The organism is Methanosarcina vacuolata Z-761 (genome assembly GCF_000969905.1).
In the GTDB taxonomy this organism is placed as follows: domain Archaea; phylum Halobacteriota; class Methanosarcinia; order Methanosarcinales; family Methanosarcinaceae; genus Methanosarcina; species Methanosarcina vacuolata.
Map to the genome: position 1 here is coordinate 1372318 of NZ_CP009520.1, position 18428 is coordinate 1390745.

The 18428-nt window shown below is 41.7% G+C and carries 13 protein-coding genes and 2 tRNA genes; 10 read left to right on the forward strand and 5 right to left on the reverse strand.

Annotated features, from left to right (window positions below):
• Nucleotides 1-328 precede the first annotated feature (328 nt).
• The 4 genes from MSVAZ_RS05900 (at nucleotide 329) to MSVAZ_RS05920 (ending at nucleotide 3779) form a co-directional block, all read left to right on the forward strand.
• Nucleotides 329-1111 carry a sulfide-dependent adenosine diphosphate thiazole synthase gene (locus MSVAZ_RS05900; protein ID WP_048123740.1) on the forward strand — a complete coding sequence of 261 codons (783 nt, stop codon included), beginning with the start codon at nucleotides 329-331 and terminating at the stop codon, nucleotides 1109-1111.
• Between the two features lie 164 nt (nucleotides 1112-1275).
• Nucleotides 1276-1348, forward strand: a tRNA-His gene (locus MSVAZ_RS05910).
• A gap of 191 nt (nucleotides 1349-1539) precedes the next feature.
• Nucleotides 1540-3249 carry a radical SAM protein gene (locus tag MSVAZ_RS05915; RefSeq protein ID WP_048119232.1) on the forward strand — a complete coding sequence of 570 codons (1710 nt, stop codon included), beginning with the start codon at nucleotides 1540-1542 and terminating at the stop codon, nucleotides 3247-3249.
• A gap of 320 nt (nucleotides 3250-3569) precedes the next feature.
• Nucleotides 3570-3779, forward strand: coding sequence for a hypothetical protein (locus tag MSVAZ_RS05920; protein WP_231592469.1), 210 nt, complete (start codon nucleotides 3570-3572; stop codon nucleotides 3777-3779).
• Nucleotides 3780-3834: 55 nt separating this feature from the next.
• Here MSVAZ_RS05920 and mgtA read toward each other — a convergent pair whose 3' ends face one another.
• From mgtA to MSVAZ_RS20075, 3 genes are read right to left on the reverse strand one after another with little or no spacing between them, the layout of a single operon-like run.
• The gene (mgtA, locus tag MSVAZ_RS05925) at nucleotides 3835-6360 is read right to left on the reverse strand and encodes a magnesium-translocating P-type ATPase (protein WP_048119238.1); all 2526 of its coding nucleotides are present in this window, start codon (nucleotides 6358-6360) and stop codon (nucleotides 3835-3837) included.
• Nucleotides 6361-6393: 33 nt separating this feature from the next.
• Entirely contained in the window at nucleotides 6394-7587 is a 1194-nt protein-coding gene (locus tag MSVAZ_RS05930; RefSeq protein ID WP_232316229.1) for a hypothetical protein, read from the reverse strand.
• Entirely contained in the window at nucleotides 7569-7745 is a 177-nt protein-coding gene (locus MSVAZ_RS20075; protein WP_156150977.1) for a hypothetical protein, read from the reverse strand. The genes MSVAZ_RS05930 and MSVAZ_RS20075 overlap by 19 nt, the downstream gene beginning before the upstream one ends.
• Nucleotides 7746-8499: 754 nt before the next feature.
• Between MSVAZ_RS20075 and MSVAZ_RS05935 the strand changes: the two genes are divergently transcribed.
• The 4 genes from MSVAZ_RS05935 (at nucleotide 8500) to MSVAZ_RS05950 (ending at nucleotide 14071) form a co-directional block, all read left to right on the forward strand.
• The gene (locus MSVAZ_RS05935) at nucleotides 8500-11202 is read left to right on the forward strand and encodes a hypothetical protein (RefSeq protein WP_052725353.1); all 2703 of its coding nucleotides are present in this window, start codon (nucleotides 8500-8502) and stop codon (nucleotides 11200-11202) included.
• 90 nt (nucleotides 11203-11292) lie between these two features.
• Entirely contained in the window at nucleotides 11293-12072 is a 780-nt protein-coding gene (locus MSVAZ_RS20080) for a hypothetical protein (protein WP_048119241.1), read from the forward strand.
• Between the two features lie 53 nt (nucleotides 12073-12125).
• A complete protein-coding gene (locus MSVAZ_RS05945; protein WP_232316230.1) occupies nucleotides 12126-12953 on the forward strand; it encodes an Ig-like domain-containing protein in 828 nt (275 codons plus the stop codon).
• Nucleotides 12950-14071, forward strand: a complete 1122-nt coding sequence (locus MSVAZ_RS05950) for a PGF-pre-PGF domain-containing protein (protein WP_048119245.1) — start codon at nucleotides 12950-12952, stop codon at nucleotides 14069-14071. Before MSVAZ_RS05945 ends, MSVAZ_RS05950 begins: the two co-directional genes overlap by 4 nt.
• 392 nt (nucleotides 14072-14463) lie before the next feature.
• Here the strand turns inward: MSVAZ_RS05950 and MSVAZ_RS05955 are convergent.
• Nucleotides 14464-14535 (reverse strand) — tRNA-Gly (locus tag MSVAZ_RS05955).
• A 481-nt stretch (nucleotides 14536-15016) separates the two neighbouring features.
• Here MSVAZ_RS05955 and MSVAZ_RS05960 point away from each other — a divergent pair.
• Together MSVAZ_RS05960 and MSVAZ_RS05970 are read left to right on the forward strand one after the other, a co-directional pair.
• A complete protein-coding gene (locus tag MSVAZ_RS05960; RefSeq protein WP_052727897.1) occupies nucleotides 15017-16207 on the forward strand; it encodes a sister chromatid cohesion protein PDS5 in 1191 nt (396 codons plus the stop codon).
• 412 nt (nucleotides 16208-16619) lie between these two features.
• Nucleotides 16620-17081, forward strand: coding sequence for a hypothetical protein (locus MSVAZ_RS05970; RefSeq protein ID WP_052727898.1), 462 nt, complete (start codon nucleotides 16620-16622; stop codon nucleotides 17079-17081).
• Nucleotides 17082-17475: 394 nt separating this feature from the next.
• On the opposite strand, the gene nudC is transcribed toward MSVAZ_RS05970, so the two are convergent.
• Nucleotides 17476-18345, reverse strand: a complete 870-nt coding sequence (gene nudC / locus MSVAZ_RS05975; protein WP_048119249.1) for an NAD(+) diphosphatase — start codon at nucleotides 18343-18345, stop codon at nucleotides 17476-17478.
• Nucleotides 18346-18428: the final 83 nt, after the last annotated feature.

An 18428-nucleotide genomic window follows, 5' to 3' on the forward strand; every position in this document is an offset into this window, starting at 1 on the left:
CTGCGAGCTTGCTGCGGGGTTCACCAGCTCAACTCTGTTTTTTTCGGGGAAAGTTCAGTTGCTTAATAACTGTAGTTTTATCTCGACTGGTGTTCTCTCCCTGAAATCTTCGCATAATGGCTCGTTTTGAGGAAACTTTTTTCGAGTACATTCATCATCTATTTTTCCTTTCTACTTTACCGATTCCAACAACTTTAAAAGCAATGCCTATAATCAAAATGTGAATTTTCATGATGACAAATTGGGGTTTACAATTCCCGGTTTGTTCCTTATAAAAAGCCGGGATATTCTTCCGGCTTTTAATTTAGAAGCTTTACGAGAGATTAAAATGGAACTCGACGAAGTCATAATCACACGAGCAATTTTTGATGAGTATTCTAAAACCTTCCTTGACTACACGGAAGTTGATGTGGCACTTATAGGAGGAGGGCCTGCAAATCTGGTGGCTGCAAAGTATCTTGCAGAGGCCGGAGCAAAGGTTGCCATTTACGAACAAAAGTTATCGCTCGGAGGTGGCATGTGGGCTGGAGGCATGATGTTCCCACGTATCGTTTTACAGGAAGAAGCCTGCCGCATCCTTGACGACTTCGGGATCAGGTATAAAGAGTACCAGCCCGGGTACTATGTGGCGAATTCCGTAGAGTCCGTTGGGAAGCTTATTTCAGGGGCAACTTCAGCCGGGGCTGAGGTTTTCAACCTTGTAAGTTTTGAAGATGTCATGATCCGGGAAAACGATAGGGTTACCGGAATCGTCATCAACTGGGGGCCTGTCACGGCACAGCGCCTGCATGTCGATCCTCTCATGATCCGAACAAAACTCGTAATTGACGGTACAGGGCATGAAGCGGTTGTATGTAATACAATTCTCAGGAAAATTCCCAATGCAAAAATCGGAAACCTCGGAAAGCTCGGAGAAAAACCTATGTGGTCAGAGGTTGGCGAGCGCCTGGCTGTTGACGCAACCAAGGAAATTTATCCTGGCCTGATCGTTGCGGGCATGGCTGCAAATGCCGCAACCTGCTCTCCAAGAATGGGCCCAGTTTTCGGAGGCATGCTTCTTTCGGGAGAAAAGGCTGCAAAACTTGCCCTTGAAAAGCTTAAGGAACTCTGATACTAATCCAGAAAGAACTTTTAGCTAAATTTTGTGCGTTTTGAGAGCCGGAAAACAGAAAATGTTCTTTTCCTGAGAAGGATCTCCTGCCTTTTCCGGCAAAAACTTTATATAAAAAAACTCCTTCTATAGCTTGCTTCAATCTGAAGTACCAGACCCCTGTGGCCGGGGTAGGGTAGAGGTCCATCCTGTGGCCCTGTGGAGGCTACGACCCGAGTTCGATTCTCGGTCCCGGCCCTAACTATTTTTTAAATTTTTATTCTCTTATCTTTTAACAGATTATTTTGTTTCTGTGAAAGCGTTTTTTACTTTTTTACTCTCTTTAATATATATCTTTCAACTGTTTTAACATCTGTAATTCACCTGTAACTTATATCTGACTGGACTGTATACTTTCGACTATCAAGCAAATGGAAACAAGAATTTACATGAAAACACTTATTATAGACGGTTATGTGGATGAACCTGCCTGTCTTGGGGTTCCTCCTTACCTTTCTCCTTATCCGCGTTATATAGCAGGCGCTCTCAGAGAACGCGGGATTGCCGAAAAGGACATTCATTACATTACCATTGACACCCTGCGAGAAAACCCACCTGGAGCAGGGGAACTTACAGGGAAAGCAGACCTCGTTATTATTATAGCAGGCACGACGGTGCCAGGCAAATATCTTCGGGCTTCCCCAATTACACTCGGGGAGATCGAGACAATTTTCCGGACAGCGCATGGGGTAAAAGTTATAGGCGGGCCTATCAGGCTCGGCTTCAGCGGCGAAGGCGGGAGGGCCGCAAAAGGTACTGAAAGCAGGATAAACTTTTCAGGTGCAGTGCTTGCCAGAATGGACCTTGAAGCTTTTGTCTATGATCTTTTTAAGGACGGCTTTACCGGAAGTTCTGCTGTGAAGCTCAGAAACCCTGAGGCTGTAGAGCAACGCTTCAGGACAACAGATGAAATCGGACGTTGGGGGCTCAGTGGTGCCTTTTTGATTCAGCAGCACCCTGATTATCCTTACTGCATGTGTGAGCTTGAGACCTACAGAGGTTGTGGCAGGCAAGTTCACTGTTCTTTCTGTACAGAGCCCTTTTATGGGGCTTCCGATTACCGGCCCATAGACGATGTAATTTCCGAAGCATCCGCTCTCTACTCCCACGGAGCCCGCTACTTCAGGATAGGTAGGCAGCCGGATCTTTTTTCCTATCATGGCAAGGACGTTGGGGGGCCTGTTCCAAAGCCTGATCCAGTCGCTATTGAAAGGCTCTATAGAGGAATCCGAAACTCGGCTCCAGAGCTGTCTGTGCTTCATATGGACAATGCAAACCCGATTACGCTTGCAACTTATCCTGAAGAATCTGAACAGATCCTGAAGACGATAATTAAATATCATACAGCAGGGGACGTGGCAGCTTTTGGGATGGAGAGTGCCGACAGGGCAGTAATTGAAGCCAATTCCCTTAAGGCAACCTCTGAAGAGGTCTTTGAGGCGATCAAACTTGTGAACAGGCTTGGGGCCGTTCGAGGAGTTAACGGGCTTCCCGAAATCCTTCCGGGCATCAATTTCGTGCATGGGCTGATGGGCGAGTCCAGGAAAACTTTCCAGCTCAATTACGATTTCCTGAAAGAAGTACTCGACTCGGGCCTGCTTCTGCGCAGGATCAATATCCGCCAGGTTATGGCTTTTCCAGGAACCCCAATGTACGGAAGAGACGAAGCTGCGAGGAAGCACAAGAAGCTCTTTCTGGACTACAAGGAACGGGTAAGGAAGAATATTGACCTCCCAATGTTGCGGCGTGTTGTGCCTGAAGGTACTGTGCTCAGGGATGTAATGTGTGAGGTTCGGGAAAAAGGAATTACTTTTGGGAGGCAGCTTGGCTCATACCCATTGCTGATTGGAATTCCTGCTTCTCTGCCTTTGAGGAAATTTACTGACGTTACGGTCACAGGACATGGAATGCGCTCGATTACTGGCATACCTTATCCTCTGCCTATTAACGCCGCTTCTCCCAATCTTATCCGGGAACTTCCCGGGCTTGGAAAGAAAGCTGCGGATTCAATAATTGCTGGAGTTCCCTATATTGACAGAGACGACTTTCTCAGGCGTGTGAGTGAAGGAGATAAATTGCTCCGGTTTATTGATATTTAATACTCCGTTGGATTCGAGTTATTAAATTTCAATACTTATAGGATCAGCCTACGTTTCTGGAGTTATCATTCATGCTACCTGATATCCATGCTACCTGATGTTGGATATAAAGATTCATTATGCTGGATACTGAAGATTCGCAGCATGTAGCATTATCGGGCTCAGGATTACCGGGATATCAGGTAGCTCTTTAAAGGGAGATGTTTTACATTCCGATTTTTTGAGATGTCTTTTGATCGTTCTTTTTGACAACACTTATTTATCCAATCGGGAATCATTTTTACTTGGGATTTCGAAGGGATTCTTTAAGGGGGATTTTGTTGAGCGAAAGCGCGGAAAATTTATATAGAGTAAAAATTGCTCTTCAGCTCAGTTTCATTGTCTGGGTCATGCTTGTGGTTTTCATATTCTATGCTACGTTTGAGACAACGATCAAAATGTACGGCACTTTTTTGTTGCTGTTTACGGTAGTTATCTTCACTCCTTTTCTGCCGGATGGGACAGGTTATGATGACGGCAAGCCTGAGTAACTTCAAGGTAAACCAGGTTTTCTCCTGTCAGCATAGCTGTCAGTACAGGTAGCTCTTAAAATTTTACTTTTTTATAAAAAATTCTCTTTATCGCCTCAGCCGTAATGATATAAAGTCCTATTATGGCTCCAAGAATTAAAATGACCTGTAAAGGTAGGGGTTTGAACCCAAAGGGGGCTGCAAAAGGCGTGAGTGGAAAGCAAAGAGTAAGGACTACAATGAGAATCGTGGCCACCAGTAGATATTTTCCTGGCCTGCTCTTGAAGAAAGGCTTTCTGCTTCGGATTACCAGCACTATCATTGATGCCGAAACAACGGATTCTATGAACCAGCCTGTTCTGAATTGTTCTATAATACCCGGTAGCAGGAGAAGCAGAGTACCGAAGGTCAGGTAATCGAAGACCGAACTGGTAAAGCCAAATACCATCATAAACCTGCGGATGAAATTTATGTCCCAGCGGTGTGGTTCTTCAATCAGTTCTTTATCAACGGTATCCGTGGCTATAGTCATTTCCGGAAAATCAGTCAATAAATTGGTTAGCAGGATCTGTGTGGGCAGCAAGGGAAGAAAGGGAAGGAAAAGGGATGCTCCTGCCATGCTGAACATATTCCCAAAGTTGGCGCTGGTAGCCATGAAAACATACTTCAGGGTGTTGGCAAAGGTTTTTCTTCCGCCTTTGACGCCTTCTACAAGTGCATCCAGGTTTTTTTCCATCAGCACAATTTGTGCAGCTTCTTTAGCGACATCTGCGGCGCTGTCAACTGAAATTCCTACATCGGCTGCATGAAGAGCAGACGCGTCATTAATACCGTCTCCCAGATATCCGACAACGTTCCCTCTCTTCTTGAGTGCAAGGATAATACGTTCTTTCTGGTTTGGCTCTACTTCAGCAAAGATATCAATGTCATTTACTTTTCCTATAAGGGCCTCGCTTGTCATCTGGTAAATTTCGCTTCCGGTTAGAATTCTTGAGGCTTTAAACCCTACCTCCTTGCCAATACTGGCAGCCACAAGCCTGTTATCCCCGGTAATTATTTTCAGAGAAATTCCAAGTTGCTCCATGTTTTCTATCGTTTTTGCAATGTCTGGTTTCAATGGGTCAAAAAACAAGAGAAATCCGATAAAGGTCATTCCTTTTTCCTGGTCTTTTTCGATTTTAGTCTGCTTGTCCATATCCCTGTATGCAACACCAAGTGTTCGAAACTCTTTTTCGCTGAACTCCTTATATTGTTGCTCTATTTTTTCCTTGACCTCTGATATTTCTACAATTTTTCCAGGCTCTACTTCTGCTAAGGTGCAGATCTCAAGAATATTTGAGAGCGCACCTTTTGTGATCATCAGGCTATTCCCGTTTTTTGAGACAAGGACGCTTAATCGCTTGCGTATGAAATCATAGGGGGCTTCATCCAGACTCTTATATTCTCCCACATCTAGTTTGTTATGTGCCAGGATTGCTCGGTCTATAGGGTTTTTAAAACCTTTCTGGTAATAGGCATTGAGACTGGCGTAAAAAAGGATTTTTTCACTCTGGTCTCCTTTCACATCCCGAATAGAATGAAGCTGAAGTTCTCCTTCGGTCAGAGTTCCGGTTTTGTCGGAACATAGTAGATTCATGCTGCCAAGATTTTCAATAGAGGCTAATCTCTTGACAATTACCTTATTTTCCGCCATCTCTCTTGCGCCGTGAGAAAGGTTAACGCTTATAATTGCAGGTAGAAGTTGAGGTGTAAGCCCGACTGCAAGCGCAAGGGAGAACAGAAAAGAATCCAGAATCGGGCGCTGAAGATAAACATTGATTGCAAAGATTGCAATGACCATCAACATGGTAACCTCCATCAGAAAATGGCCAAACTTTGCAACACCTCTTTCAAATTCCGTTTCAGGAGCACTGGTTCTTAACTCTTCTGATATTTTCCCAAACTCTGTTTTTTTCCCTGTAGCAACTGCCAGTGCTTTCCCACCTCCGCTTTCCACACTGGTTCCCATCCAGAGGGAGTTTTCACGCTTTGCAAGAGGAGTTTCTGCTTTCAGGGTTTTTGTTGATTTTTCCACCGGGTAAGTTTCTCCGGTGAGAGTAGCTTCATTGACAAAAAGCCCCTTTGATTCCAGAATCAGGCAATCTGCAGGAACGATATCGCCTGCACCGAAGATTATTACGTCTCCAGGTACTATTTGTTCGACAGGAATTTCCTTTCCTTCTCCATCTCTTAATACTGTTGACTTCACCTCGACTGAACTGAGCAGTTTTTCAAAGGCATCTGCAGCTCCTTTCTCCTGCCAGAAACCAAGCAAACTGCTGATCAGGATAATGGTTATAATAATTACAGTATCCGTAGCATCTCCAAGAAAGAAAGATAATCCTGCTGCAAAAAGCAAAATAAGAATAATTGGACTCTTAAACTGGGAAAGTAATATTTTAAGGGTATTTGAACTTTTTTTTGGTTTAAGGAGATTGGCACCATATTTTTTAAGGCGTTCACTACTTTCAGAGCTATTCAAGCCTTCGCAGGTTGTTTGGAGCCTCTGGAGCATTTCTGGCACAGGAACGCTCCAGAACTCAACGTTACGGCCTTGCGTCAACAGGATCTCTCCATCTCGCCTGTCTATCTTTTCTTAACCCTCCTTAACCCTCAGGAGTGTAGCCAGATCTTCTCCTTCCCTTCCGATAGTTGACAGGTCTTTCGAAATTTCCGATTTTTCAAGATATTTTTCTGTCCTCGTCCCACCTGGCTCTTCAATTTTGATAGTTATTTCCCCTTCAGTATATCCTTTTTCAAGGCATTCCGTTACCAGTCTTCCGTATATGGAAGCAATCAGTTTCAGACATTCAAAAACTCTGTTTTCTTCCATCACGTTTTTCCCGTCAAATGTGATATTAATGAGCTTCTTCGATCCCACAAATTCGGTGAAGAACCCTTTTAGCTTTGTTATGAACGAATCAACCGATTCCCTGTTTAAGGCGGCAGCCAGTTCCTGGTCCCGTGTTATCTCGTAGTCCCTGTATATAATCAGAAAAGCTTTCTCGTCCGAGGAGATTGTGAACTTATTTTCCGCATCCTTATCTTCAAGTACGGTTTTCAGGTTATTTTTCTCATACTTAATGTTCTTTATATAAAAGTCGGATACATCGATTTTTTTTACTTTTTCCTCTCTGGATAGGATTCCGCCCTTTGACCATATCGGCAAGGTCAGGTTTTGCAGGTCTTTTACCTTCAAGGTGTCCTGTGTAAAAAGAAGTTCAAACTCATACTGCAGGTTGTCAACAAAACCAACTTGCTTTCCATTCAGTGTTTTATCTTCTATGAAGGCATAATATTCATTTTGGGCTCCATATATGCTGTCTTCAAAAAAGGGGCTAAGAGCTGCGAGTATCCTTGTATCAAGCTGCTGTATTTCCATGAGGTCCAGTTTATTCTCGCTGTCAATCTCGGCAAGTTTTTCATTTTTCTTTGCCAGCGCCACGCTTGAGGAAGTCTCAAGAGTTTTCTCTTTTACCTCAAGAATCTCAGGTGAATCTACTCCGGCTGCGAGGGTCTCAATACATTCCCTCATTTCCTTCTCAAACAGATCTATTTCTTGAATCATTTTTTCGAAGACTGCACGCCTTTCTTGGTTTTCATTTTTTATCGTTATAGCTGATTTTTCCAGAGGTATGACTTCCTTTGAAATCGCTATAAAGTCCTGCATATCCTGAACAAAGTCTCTCTGAACTGAAAGTTCGGTAGAATTCTGGAAAGTATATCGAATTTTACAACCCCCGCTTTTTTCGCATAAAAAAATGTTTTTATTTAAATATGCGCTTTCCACATTTTAAGGTTATCAGCTTTGATTTCAATAAAGATAACGTGGTTTCTTTCTCTCAGGAGTTTCTTTGCTTCCCGCCTTGAAAAATCTCTAAAATGTCTTTTAAAACAAAAATTTTTAGTTTCTGAATCTTCTACCCCTTGTATTTTTATATTTTTCATACATTACTTTTTTAAGAACCAATATTTAATAATTTTGGAATGTGCTTCGAAAAATCGCAATCTTTTCACCATACATTCTAAAGAATTTTTATTAATATACATTAAATTCTTTTTTAACACTAATTAAATTTAATTATTCTATTCTGTCAGAAAGATTTATATTAGTTATCGTGTAATCTTAGCTATATTATCATCCTAAGATAATATACAAAGATGTGTGCCATACATTAAGATCAAAATATTGCAGTCGGTGGAAATTTAGCTCACAACAAATTTTCACCTTTCGCTAGCGGGCACATATATGATGTTCAGGGCTGTACAGTCAGCACTGATGCAAAAACAGGATTATCACTTCCCTGAGCAGCAAGAACAGAGAGGCTAATACTTGCCGCATCAGGACCAAATGTTACCCCACTTCTACCAAAAACGATTTCGGAGAAGCGTTGGGTTTCTTGTCAACCGAACAGATAATAATATCAATTTAATTATATAGAGGGGGTTGGGTTGAAAAATAGGGGTAAAATATAATTTATAGTTATCAAACAGTACTAATTTATTGACCTATTGAGCGTTCAACTATCTCAATATTAATATACTGTTTGTCGAGATCATTTAAATAGCTGGGATCTGCTATATCTTTCAACTCAAAAAGATTATTTATAAAGATCTATTCAATGTTTAAACTGGAAGAAAATTGGATATTTGCGGAATCTAGGTGTAAAATATGAAACAAAGATTAATACTATTTAGTGCGATGTTCATTATATTCCTTTTATCAGGAATAGGATGCGCATTTGCAGAACCAATACATTTTGATATAGGAAATGTGAGCGCTAATGTCACCTATAGCAAAACCAATGTTATACCGAGTGACGTTGTAAATATCACGGTCGATTTCAATAAATCCGTTGATCACGCCAATATATCGATCACTAATAATACTGGTTCATTTTTAAAGAATGACGACTCAATGACAAAACTGGGTGAGGAAGGTAAAACCTTCTGGTACAAATATACGATTCCAGCGGATGCGAGTATTATAATAAGTGATCCTTGGGGTGTAAATATATCTGCATATGATGAGGGTGACACGCTGTTGGGTGGTAAACCTTTGTCAGATCCTGATGCATTTGTGTTTGATCCTCAAGGAGATTATTTGAACATCAGTATTGGATATAACAAAACTGGTCCTTTTAGACCCGGAGATGTTGTAAACATCATCGCAAACTTCAGCAAGCCTGTTGATAATGCCACTATATCGATTAGTGACGGTTTATCCGGAGTTAGTAATGTAAACTTAGTAGGCACTGATTTTGTGACTGATGATCCGATGGATCAAATAGATGGTGACACCTTTGATTATGACTATCAGATTCCAGATGATGTAAGCGTTCCTCTGGATATAGACATATCTGCCTTTGACGAGTTAGGTAATCAGTTGGGAGATGAATCTTTTGATGATGGGTTTGACGTTAGTGACCCATACATAACGATAGTTAGCCCTACCTCCGAGTTTGCTGCCAAAAAGTGTGTCGCCTTTAACTTCACTGCATACGATTCATACGGTCAGTCTGGGAGTCAACTTACCTACGCTTTCTCTCTCGACGGCGCCCAAAAGAGTAGTGGGGTTATAACCTCTGGTGCATATAAAAAACTTGAGTTTGAACTCGCTGACGGTTATCACACCTGGGAAATTAGTACCAGAGACAGTTACGGAAACACACACACAACCGGGTCTCGTGCTCTGTATGTGGACACTAAATGTCCCAGTGTGACACTTATTTCTCCTCAGGATTGCTACAAAGAGGTAATAGGTGCTACTAAGTTCAACTTTACCTGTAAGGATGATTTAGCTGCTCAATATAATCTTGATCTGTCATACCAGCTGTATGTAGATGGACAACTTGCTGAGAATTTTTCTGCCTATTCCTGGGATGAATTTTCTGGGACTGCAAAGGCTGGCGAATCCATATCTAAGGAACTTGAACTTCCTGATGGCGTCCACAACTGGTCGGTTTCTGTTGAAGACGGAGCTGGAAACAAAGCTACAAGTGAAGTTCGGGACTTTTATGTGAGCCTTAACGGGCTTAGTGTCTCTCTCGTTTCTCCGGATGGAGGATACGTTTCCTCAAACCCGACATTTACCTTCACTGTTGCAGGACAGAATGGGGAGGGGGCAGGACTGCCTTTCAACTACAAGCTTCTCATTGATGGTAAGGAAGTAGATGCAAGTTGCGACCAGGAAGATGAGGACTTAAAATGCAGCACTGATGAAAATTGCAACTGTGGTGACTTCATTGTCGGTGAAGACAACTATTCAATAACAGCTTCAATAAAAGATGGAGTGAACAAAAACTGGACAGTAGTTATCACCGACTCTACAAGCAGCAGGACTTACCAGCCTGATGTGAAGTCTTTCTCAGTTGACAGTGTTGCTCCGGCTTGTGTTGCAAACCTGAATGTTGTAGATGCACTTGGTTTAACTTACTGGCAGTATGTGAATGATTATCCAGGGCTGATGGTTAGCTGGAATGCAAGCACTGATGCAGATCTTGCCGATATGCCATACGAGGTTTATATCAGCACATCTAAGCCAGGCTGTATTGAGGATATGCAGAAGGTAAACACAACTGGATTAGAAACTCATACAGATGGGTCACAGACTCCAAACCAGAAATTAGAAAACTCAAGTGTTACGGATCTGTGCATTGAAGCAATCGACGGGAAAGACCTTATTTACGGCAAGGACTACTGGGTGGCTGTAATTGCTCGGGACAACGCAAGCAACTACAACTCTAATTTCTCAATGTGTGGGCCTATAAGGACATATGAAGATATGACTATCACGCTTGAGGAAGGCTGGAACCTGAAATCCGTGCCGAAGGCACTTGTTTCTTCGAAAGCCTGTACTGAAGATGTCTTTGGCAATGGCAGCACAGTCCTCTACTGGGACGGTTCATGCTGGCAGTTCCCTGAGACTATTGAGCCGTGCAAGGGTTACTGGGTCTACACTGAAAAGTCTCGCGTGACCAATGTCCAGTTCAAGGGAATGTCATCTAGTACTGACCCTGGTGTGCCTGCTTCTCTTGAGCTCACTCCTGGATGGCACATGATAGGGCATACCTCTTCGTATTATGCACCCTGGTCCACAACTTTGTCTTCGCTCAATGACTTTGAGCTTCTTGGAGACTACAGGTTCTCCAACCTAATGACTTATGGTTCCAGTGAGGGTTGGGGCGGCATAATTCCTAGCATGACAGATAGCCTACTTGGAAATGGATCTACGTCTATTCAATACCTGAGTAGCACTGATCCAAGACCAGTTGGAGCACTTCAAACCGATGGCTGTATGGTACCCGGACAGGGTTACTGGATCTTCATGAAGGATGCAGGTACCTACGCATCCATCGAAAACTCGTACAAACCGGAGATGTCCGACTATTCGAGTATGGAGTAAGTGCAATTACTGAAACAATTGACTGTTCAGCCTATTCAGGCTGAATAGCTCTTTTTCTTTTTGTTGTTCACATATAACTGGAGGTCTACAATGAATAAAAAATTAAAAAATGGACTTTTAGGAACATCCATGCTACTGTTTTTTTTCCTGGCTTTCTCCCAGGGTTGTATGGCAGCTGAGGACGTCCCTCCATCCCCCCCGATACTTCCGATGACAGTAATAGGAGTTGCTCTCATTGACGGTACGCCTGCTCCCGACGGGACTATTGTTGCAGCTTATCTTAATGAAAAGGAGTATCTAGCAGATACTTCCTCCGGAAATTACTCCCTATTTATTCCTGGTACTGCTGAAGATGAAGGAAAAACGATTACTTTTAAGGTGAACGGAAAGGATGCTGCAAGCAGTGTTGCCTGGAAATCTGGAGTTATAGTTACCCTTGAGCTGCCTAATGGTAAGGCAGTATATTCCGAGACTACTACTGTAAGTAACTCAGGTAGTAATTCAGATGGCAATTCAAATAGCAATTCAAATAGCAATTCAAATAGCAATTCAAATAGTAACTCAAATAGCAATTCAAATAGCAATTCAAATTTAAAAACAGATTCAGAACCTTTGACAGATAATGAAGAACAGATAATTTCCACAGAGGATTCCAAAGCTGATGCCGTTGAAAGTTCAGTCCTTGAGCGGGACATGACGGCTTCGGAAGGTTCAAGCGAAAATTCCGAGGCTAAAGAGGCAGCAGGATCTTCCAAAAGTTCTCTTAAATCCGAAAGTGCTCCAGGTTTCTTTATTGTCTATGCGGTTGTAGGCATACTTCTGCTTGTTTTCGGGTCCGATTTCGGGAGGGGATCTAGAAGGAATCGCTGAAGGACTTTTTCAAAAAAAAGTCTACATGATTAACGGTAAAATTTCAAGGTGACATGATGACGATCAAGGACAAACATTTAAGAGTTTTATTATGCCTGGTTATTCTGGTACTGGGCATGTTCCTTGTTCCGGCCGCATCTGCCAATTCTTCTTCTACTATTCCTTCTCTCCCCAACGCGTTTGAAGGAAGTTTGAAAGGAGATGCTGCACAAGCGGGTCCCGGACTCGTAATCTCTGCATATATAGATTCAAAGCTTGTTGGCTCGTACACTCTTACAAAGGTTGGACAGTACAAGGTGTCAGCTAATGGTACCGAGCAAGATAACGGAAAAGCGATAACCTTCAAGCTGGGAGGTATTGCATCCGAGCCTGTTTCCGTAACTTATGAACACGGAGCTAATCCAGTTAAACTTGACCTTACATTTTATGGAGACTTTATACCTCCTGAAATACAGGCTTTATCTGCATCCCCAAAATACATCCTGAATGACGGAGAAGATTTCTCTACTGTCACGGCAAAGGTTGTAGACGACTCTGGAATCAAATCAGTGACGATCGACCTCACCAGTATAGAACAGGGCGTGGTTTCATTAAACTCAGAGGGTGGAGATCAGTATACCTGTAATGTAGTCAGTACTGTACCAGGCGAGTTCAAATTCAAATTCACGGCTTCGAATCCATCAGGAAACAGTGTTGTAGATACAGACAGCATTTCCATAATTGTGCTGAATGAAAGTCAACTCACAACAACGTTTGGAGGTTCTGATGGGGTTTTCTCTCCTGAGGAAATTGAGGCTCTTGTAAACAATAACGACGTATCTAGCGGGATCAAATATGCAGTTCTGGGTGCGTATTTTGCTGATGGGTGGGATCGGATATGAAACGGCCTGAGTTAAAATTTGTTGTTATACTGCTCCTGGCCCTGACTTTGTTTACTGTCCCGGCTTCTGCAGGCAGTGCAGAAAGGACTTTCCCTTCATCGGTTAGTCCCAATCAGGAATTCAAGGTAACAGTCAATGTATCTGACTACGGTGCTGCCGGACAGGTACTTGAAAAGCTTCCTGCTGGTTTCATATTTGTTAGTTCTACCCTGCCGGAAAGAGCTGTAACTAAAAATGGCAGCGAAGTTTCCTTCCTGCTCATGACTGAAAAGAGCTTCAGCTACACTCTGAAAGCTCCAGCAACAACCGGTACGTACAAAATTGTGGGAATTTTAAGAGATATCAACAAAGCTGAGTTTTCTGTCCTTCCTGCCGACTGTTCCATCACTGTCAGTGGTAGCAGCTCAGGTGGCGGTTCAAGTGGCGGTTCAAGTGGCAGCTCAGGTGGCGGAGGCGGTGGAGGCGGTTCTGCTGAGCCTCAGAGTAATGTTGCGGCCAAAGAACTATCTAAAAAATCTGTCAACGCTGGAGAACGTGTTAGGTTCGAGTTCACACAGGGTGTAACCTGTATAAGGTATGTGGAGTTTGATGCCAAAAAGAGTTTGGGAAAAGTAACTACTATCGTCGAAATGCTGAAAGGCCAGTCCAAGTTGGTTTCGGGCCTGCCAGAAGGTACGATCTATAAGAACGTGAACATCTGGGTAGGTTCTGGAGGAATTGCAAACTCCAATAACATTGCAAACGCAGTTGTCGGCTTCAGAGTTGAAAAGTCCTGGCTCGAGAAATGCGGAGCTGACGAAACTTCTGTAGCTCTCTGGAACTACAACAAAGCCTGGAGCAAACTTGAAACTGCAAAAGTTGGTGAAGACAGTACCTGTGTCTTCTTCGAGTCCAAAACTCCGGGTTTCGGACCCTTCACAATTGTAGTACCCGATAAGAGCATAGAATTGGAACCTGATGACCAAGTAAATGCAACCACTCCCACCACAGAAGATGTTGATACGAACCCTGCAGCTAACGAGAAAAAACCTTCCGGCTGGAGATCTATCCCTGGTTTTGAGTCTGCAGTATCTGTGGGAGTCCTTGGTGCTGTGTACTATATCATAAGAAGAAAGTAAAGACAGAATACTGAATCTCAAAATAGATTTCAATTAAGCAGCCTTCAAAGCTGCTTATATTTCTTTTTTAAAACAACCGTTGCGCCGGTTGATCACGCCGATAGGGTTCGGGGATAAGATTCTTCAAATTCAAACGTGAATCGTTTTCAATCAAACTTTTTCTAACAAAGTTTGCAGGCAAGCTTTTTTGGAAGGCTTGTGATCACGCCCGCTGGTAATCCTCTACGAAATTTGGATAAATAGTCCCATGAAGGAGTTAAAAATCAGTTTATCTTTGCCATAATTCAGCCCTCTTGAGCGAACAAAGTGAGCGAAAAGGGCACCGTCCTCCCGAGACGGAACTCGGGTGACGGAACTCGGGTGACGGAACTCGGGTAATGGGACTCGGGCAATACATCAGCCGGGATTCGAACCCGGGTTCGAGCGTTGGCAACGCCCGGTGATGACCGCTACACTACTGATGTTCGAAGTTTACAGGATACTCTGCCGGCTTTATACTATATTTTTTCTAACTAATTAAGTTGACCCCGAGGAGATTTTTTGGGGATGTGTTTTAGATCACCTATATCCGAGAGGCAGAGTATATATTTTCGTTTTTCTCTTTTAAGAGATCTTTTTAGTTTATTTTCTTTTGTAGTGGTCATGAAATGGAACTAATTTAATGGGTTTTCAGATATAACTCTCAATTAACATAGTGGAGTTCCTGAATTAGATTATTCCCGAAAACCAAATCGCAGTTTGTCTCAAAACTCGACTCTTTTCTACAATTGGGTAATTATAATTGTTGACTTTACATTCAGATCGAAAATTATTCTGAATTTCAGGCATGTATTTGCCTTGAAGTATAACACATTATCCTGTTTGTAGAATCAAACGTAGTTTTTAGACAGCTTAATAGAAATATTTTTAAACGTTAACTTTTATTATATTTTTGGTGTTTGGAAGTTGGTTGATCAGGAGAAAATTCACAATAGATGTCTAAGCAATGATCCAGAGGCGCGTATATATGCGTTTGAGGAATTGAAGAATTTCTTTTCTTTCATGCCAGATAAGCAACAGGCATGGAATGATTTACTTAGACTAACGAGCGATAAAAATCATGATGTTAGATCTAGTGCTTTTAGAGCTCTTGATTCTGCATTTTTTGATATACCAGATAAGCAACAGGCATGGAATGATTTACTTAGACTAATCAATGATAAAGATCATGATGTTAGATCTAGTGCTTCCAGAGTTCTTGATTATGTATTTATTCAAGTGCCAGATAAGCAGCAGGCGTGGAATGATTTATTTAGACTAACTAAAGATAAAGACTGGCTAGTGAGGTCTAATGCTGCCGAAGCTCTTGGTTCTGCGTTTTCTCAAGTACCAGATAAACAACAGGCATGGAATGATTTACATAGACTGATCAATGATGAAAACATTTTTGTGAGGATAAGTGCTACCTTAGCTCTTGAATCTGCATTTTCTCAAATGCCAGATAAACAACAGGCTTTGAATAATTTACTTAGACTGATCAATGATAAAGACCATGAAGTTAGGTCTAGTGCTGCCTATGCTCTTGGTTCTGTGTTTTCCCATTTTTCAGATAAGCGACAGGCATGGAATGATTTACTTAAACTGACCAATGATCAAAACATTTATGTGAGATCTTCCTCAAATCATTCTCTTGGAAGAGTTTCAATATTCATGGCTTCTCAGGCAGAAACAGAGGAAAATTACAAAAAAGAATTAGAAGAGGCAATAAAATTTTTCGAAATTGCAACAAAGGAAGTATCTTATAATAACCCTGCTAAATTTTGTCTCCTTTTTTATCGTTCATTCTATACGATAATTTCCAAAAGACAGGAAGCTAAAGAAGAAGTGAACAAATATCTGGAAGAAGCTAAAGCTGCAATTGAAGATTCTGAGGGCAAAAAACAGCTTTTTGAAGCTGTTCAATACCTTGCAGAAGCATTAAAAGAAGTCCAGAATATGGGAGATCTAGACTTGTCTGAAATGAAAGATGAGCTTAGTTTCTACAGCAAATATTGTGATTACGCCGCAGAACTGATGAGTCGCACTGACGAAAAAGCACCGTTTGCGGCAGAAGTTTTGAGAAAGGCTGCTAATTCCAGTACATATATTCTCAAATAAACACATAATAAGAAAATAATTGCAGCTTATGGTGCAAATATTATTTTAAAGTCACATGGAATTCTGTAACACGGAAAACGCAGCCGGTTGCAGAGTGATTTTATCTGGATATTTACAACCACGGAAAACACGGAAAGCACGGAAGAAACACGCCTTTACTACGGATTTCCGTGTCTTCCGTGCTTTCAGTGGTTTTCAAAAAATTCATTTCTGACATACTTTGGAATTATTTCTGACATACTTTGGAATGATACAGTAGTTGGCATTTTTGTTGAAATCTCATTTTGATTACAAACCACGGAGATTGGCACAGATAAATGTAGATGGATTATCTACATGCATATTTTTTTACTGCAGTTTCAGTTGAAATGTAAGTTTTCTACAGAGCCATAATACTATAAGTTTTTATGTCATGAATGCAAGTTTAAATAGTGATATGAAAAACAGCTTCAAACAGAAATCATCGATTCCTAATAAATATTTAATTTTGATTGCAGGCATCGTTTGGATGTTTGCTGGAACAATGGTAATAGAGACTGGATTACCCTATTTTATAAATCAAGGGAGATATATTTTTAGTGTTTTTTTAGCTGCTTCAGTATTTTCAGTATTTTATTTTTTCATTTTCTCTAAATTAGTTGAGAAGCACACGACTCGAATAAGTAAAGATAATAGAAAGAAAATGTTTGTTCTGGAATTTTTTGATAAAAAGTCATACCTGATTATGGTGGTAATGATATTAGGTGGAATTACTATTCGGAAATTTAGTCTTTTGCCAGCTTTTGACATAGGATTCTTTTATGTTGGGATTGGTTTGGCACTGTTCTCATGTGGCATGAAGTTTGTGTATAAATTTACGACTTCGTCTTTTTGATTGAATAACCTGGAAGAACTATCTACACTATCTTCCGACTTTTTAGGCGCATATATGCTTTTCCGTATCTCTGTGAGGTCAGATTATTGCTATTTAGAAAATTTACCTTGCATATGATGTGCTTAAGTCTAAGCACATGTATCGATATCATGCGACATTTATGTGCTTAAAAATGCGCAACTTTGATTTTAACTCCATTATATTTCGCAAAAATTTCATTGGCACTTAATACCATTGATACAATATCCCTGAACTCAGGTTATATAATGAATAAATCGGGCACATGGCAATCCCCATAGCCCTATGAACATCCTGAATATGATATATAAAACTTAAAAAGGTTACAGCGGGAAGAATTAAATTCTGAATTGAAAATTGAATTCTCAATCTGGCTTTAAACTTCCAGCCCTTCTTCTTTAAGGAAATGGTCAATCAGCTTCCTTGCAATGCTTATTTTCCCAGGCAGCCCAGGCAGGTTTTCAACCGAAAACCATCCGGCATCTTCTATCTCAAATCCATCGGGCTGGATATCCCCTGAATCGTACTCCGCAGTAAACCCGATCATAAGAGAATTCGGAAACGGCCAGGCCTGTGTTCCAAAATAATTGATATTTTTGACCTTAATTCCCACTTCTTCCCTTGTTTCCCTGACTACCGCAGCTTCGGCTGATTCTCCTGGTTCAACAAAACCGGCTATCAAACCGTACAGGCCTGGCATAAAATTCGGTGACCTTGCCATTAAAACCTCATGACCTTTTCGGATAAGTACAATAACGGCAGGCGAGATTCTCGGGTAGAAAAGCTCCCCGCAGTCAGGGCATTCCTTTCCTCTTTCGCCGGGTTTTTGCGCGGTCTTTGCCCCGCATCGGCTGCAATACTGATTTGTTCTATCCCACTCCATAATCTGGACGGCTTTATTCACAAGTGCAAAGCACTTTTCACTCATTTCCGTATACGCCTGTCTGAGGTCTGCGAATTTCATTCCCTCAGGTGCCTGTGCATCTTCAGGCAATTCCACGGAATAGCAGTGAGTTCCCTCAAGTGTTCCAAGATACTGTTCCCGGGTTCCTGGAAGCCCGAGCTCTCCAAAGTCCAGCATTTTTGGAATTGCTCCTGGATTTTTATTAAGCTTGAGGAGAACCTCGCGGCCCCGGAAAATAAACCAGAGCGCTTTTTCCGTCCTGTCAACTGGCGGCTCGATGCCTATGATAAATTCCGGGAAGAATTCCGGGCAAATGGGATTTTCCCTGTCTACTGGGGTCATAATGTACATACTTATTGTTTTTGTTCTATATATGGTTACAGGAATATTTTATTTCAGGAGCAATTTGATTTCAGGACATCTAA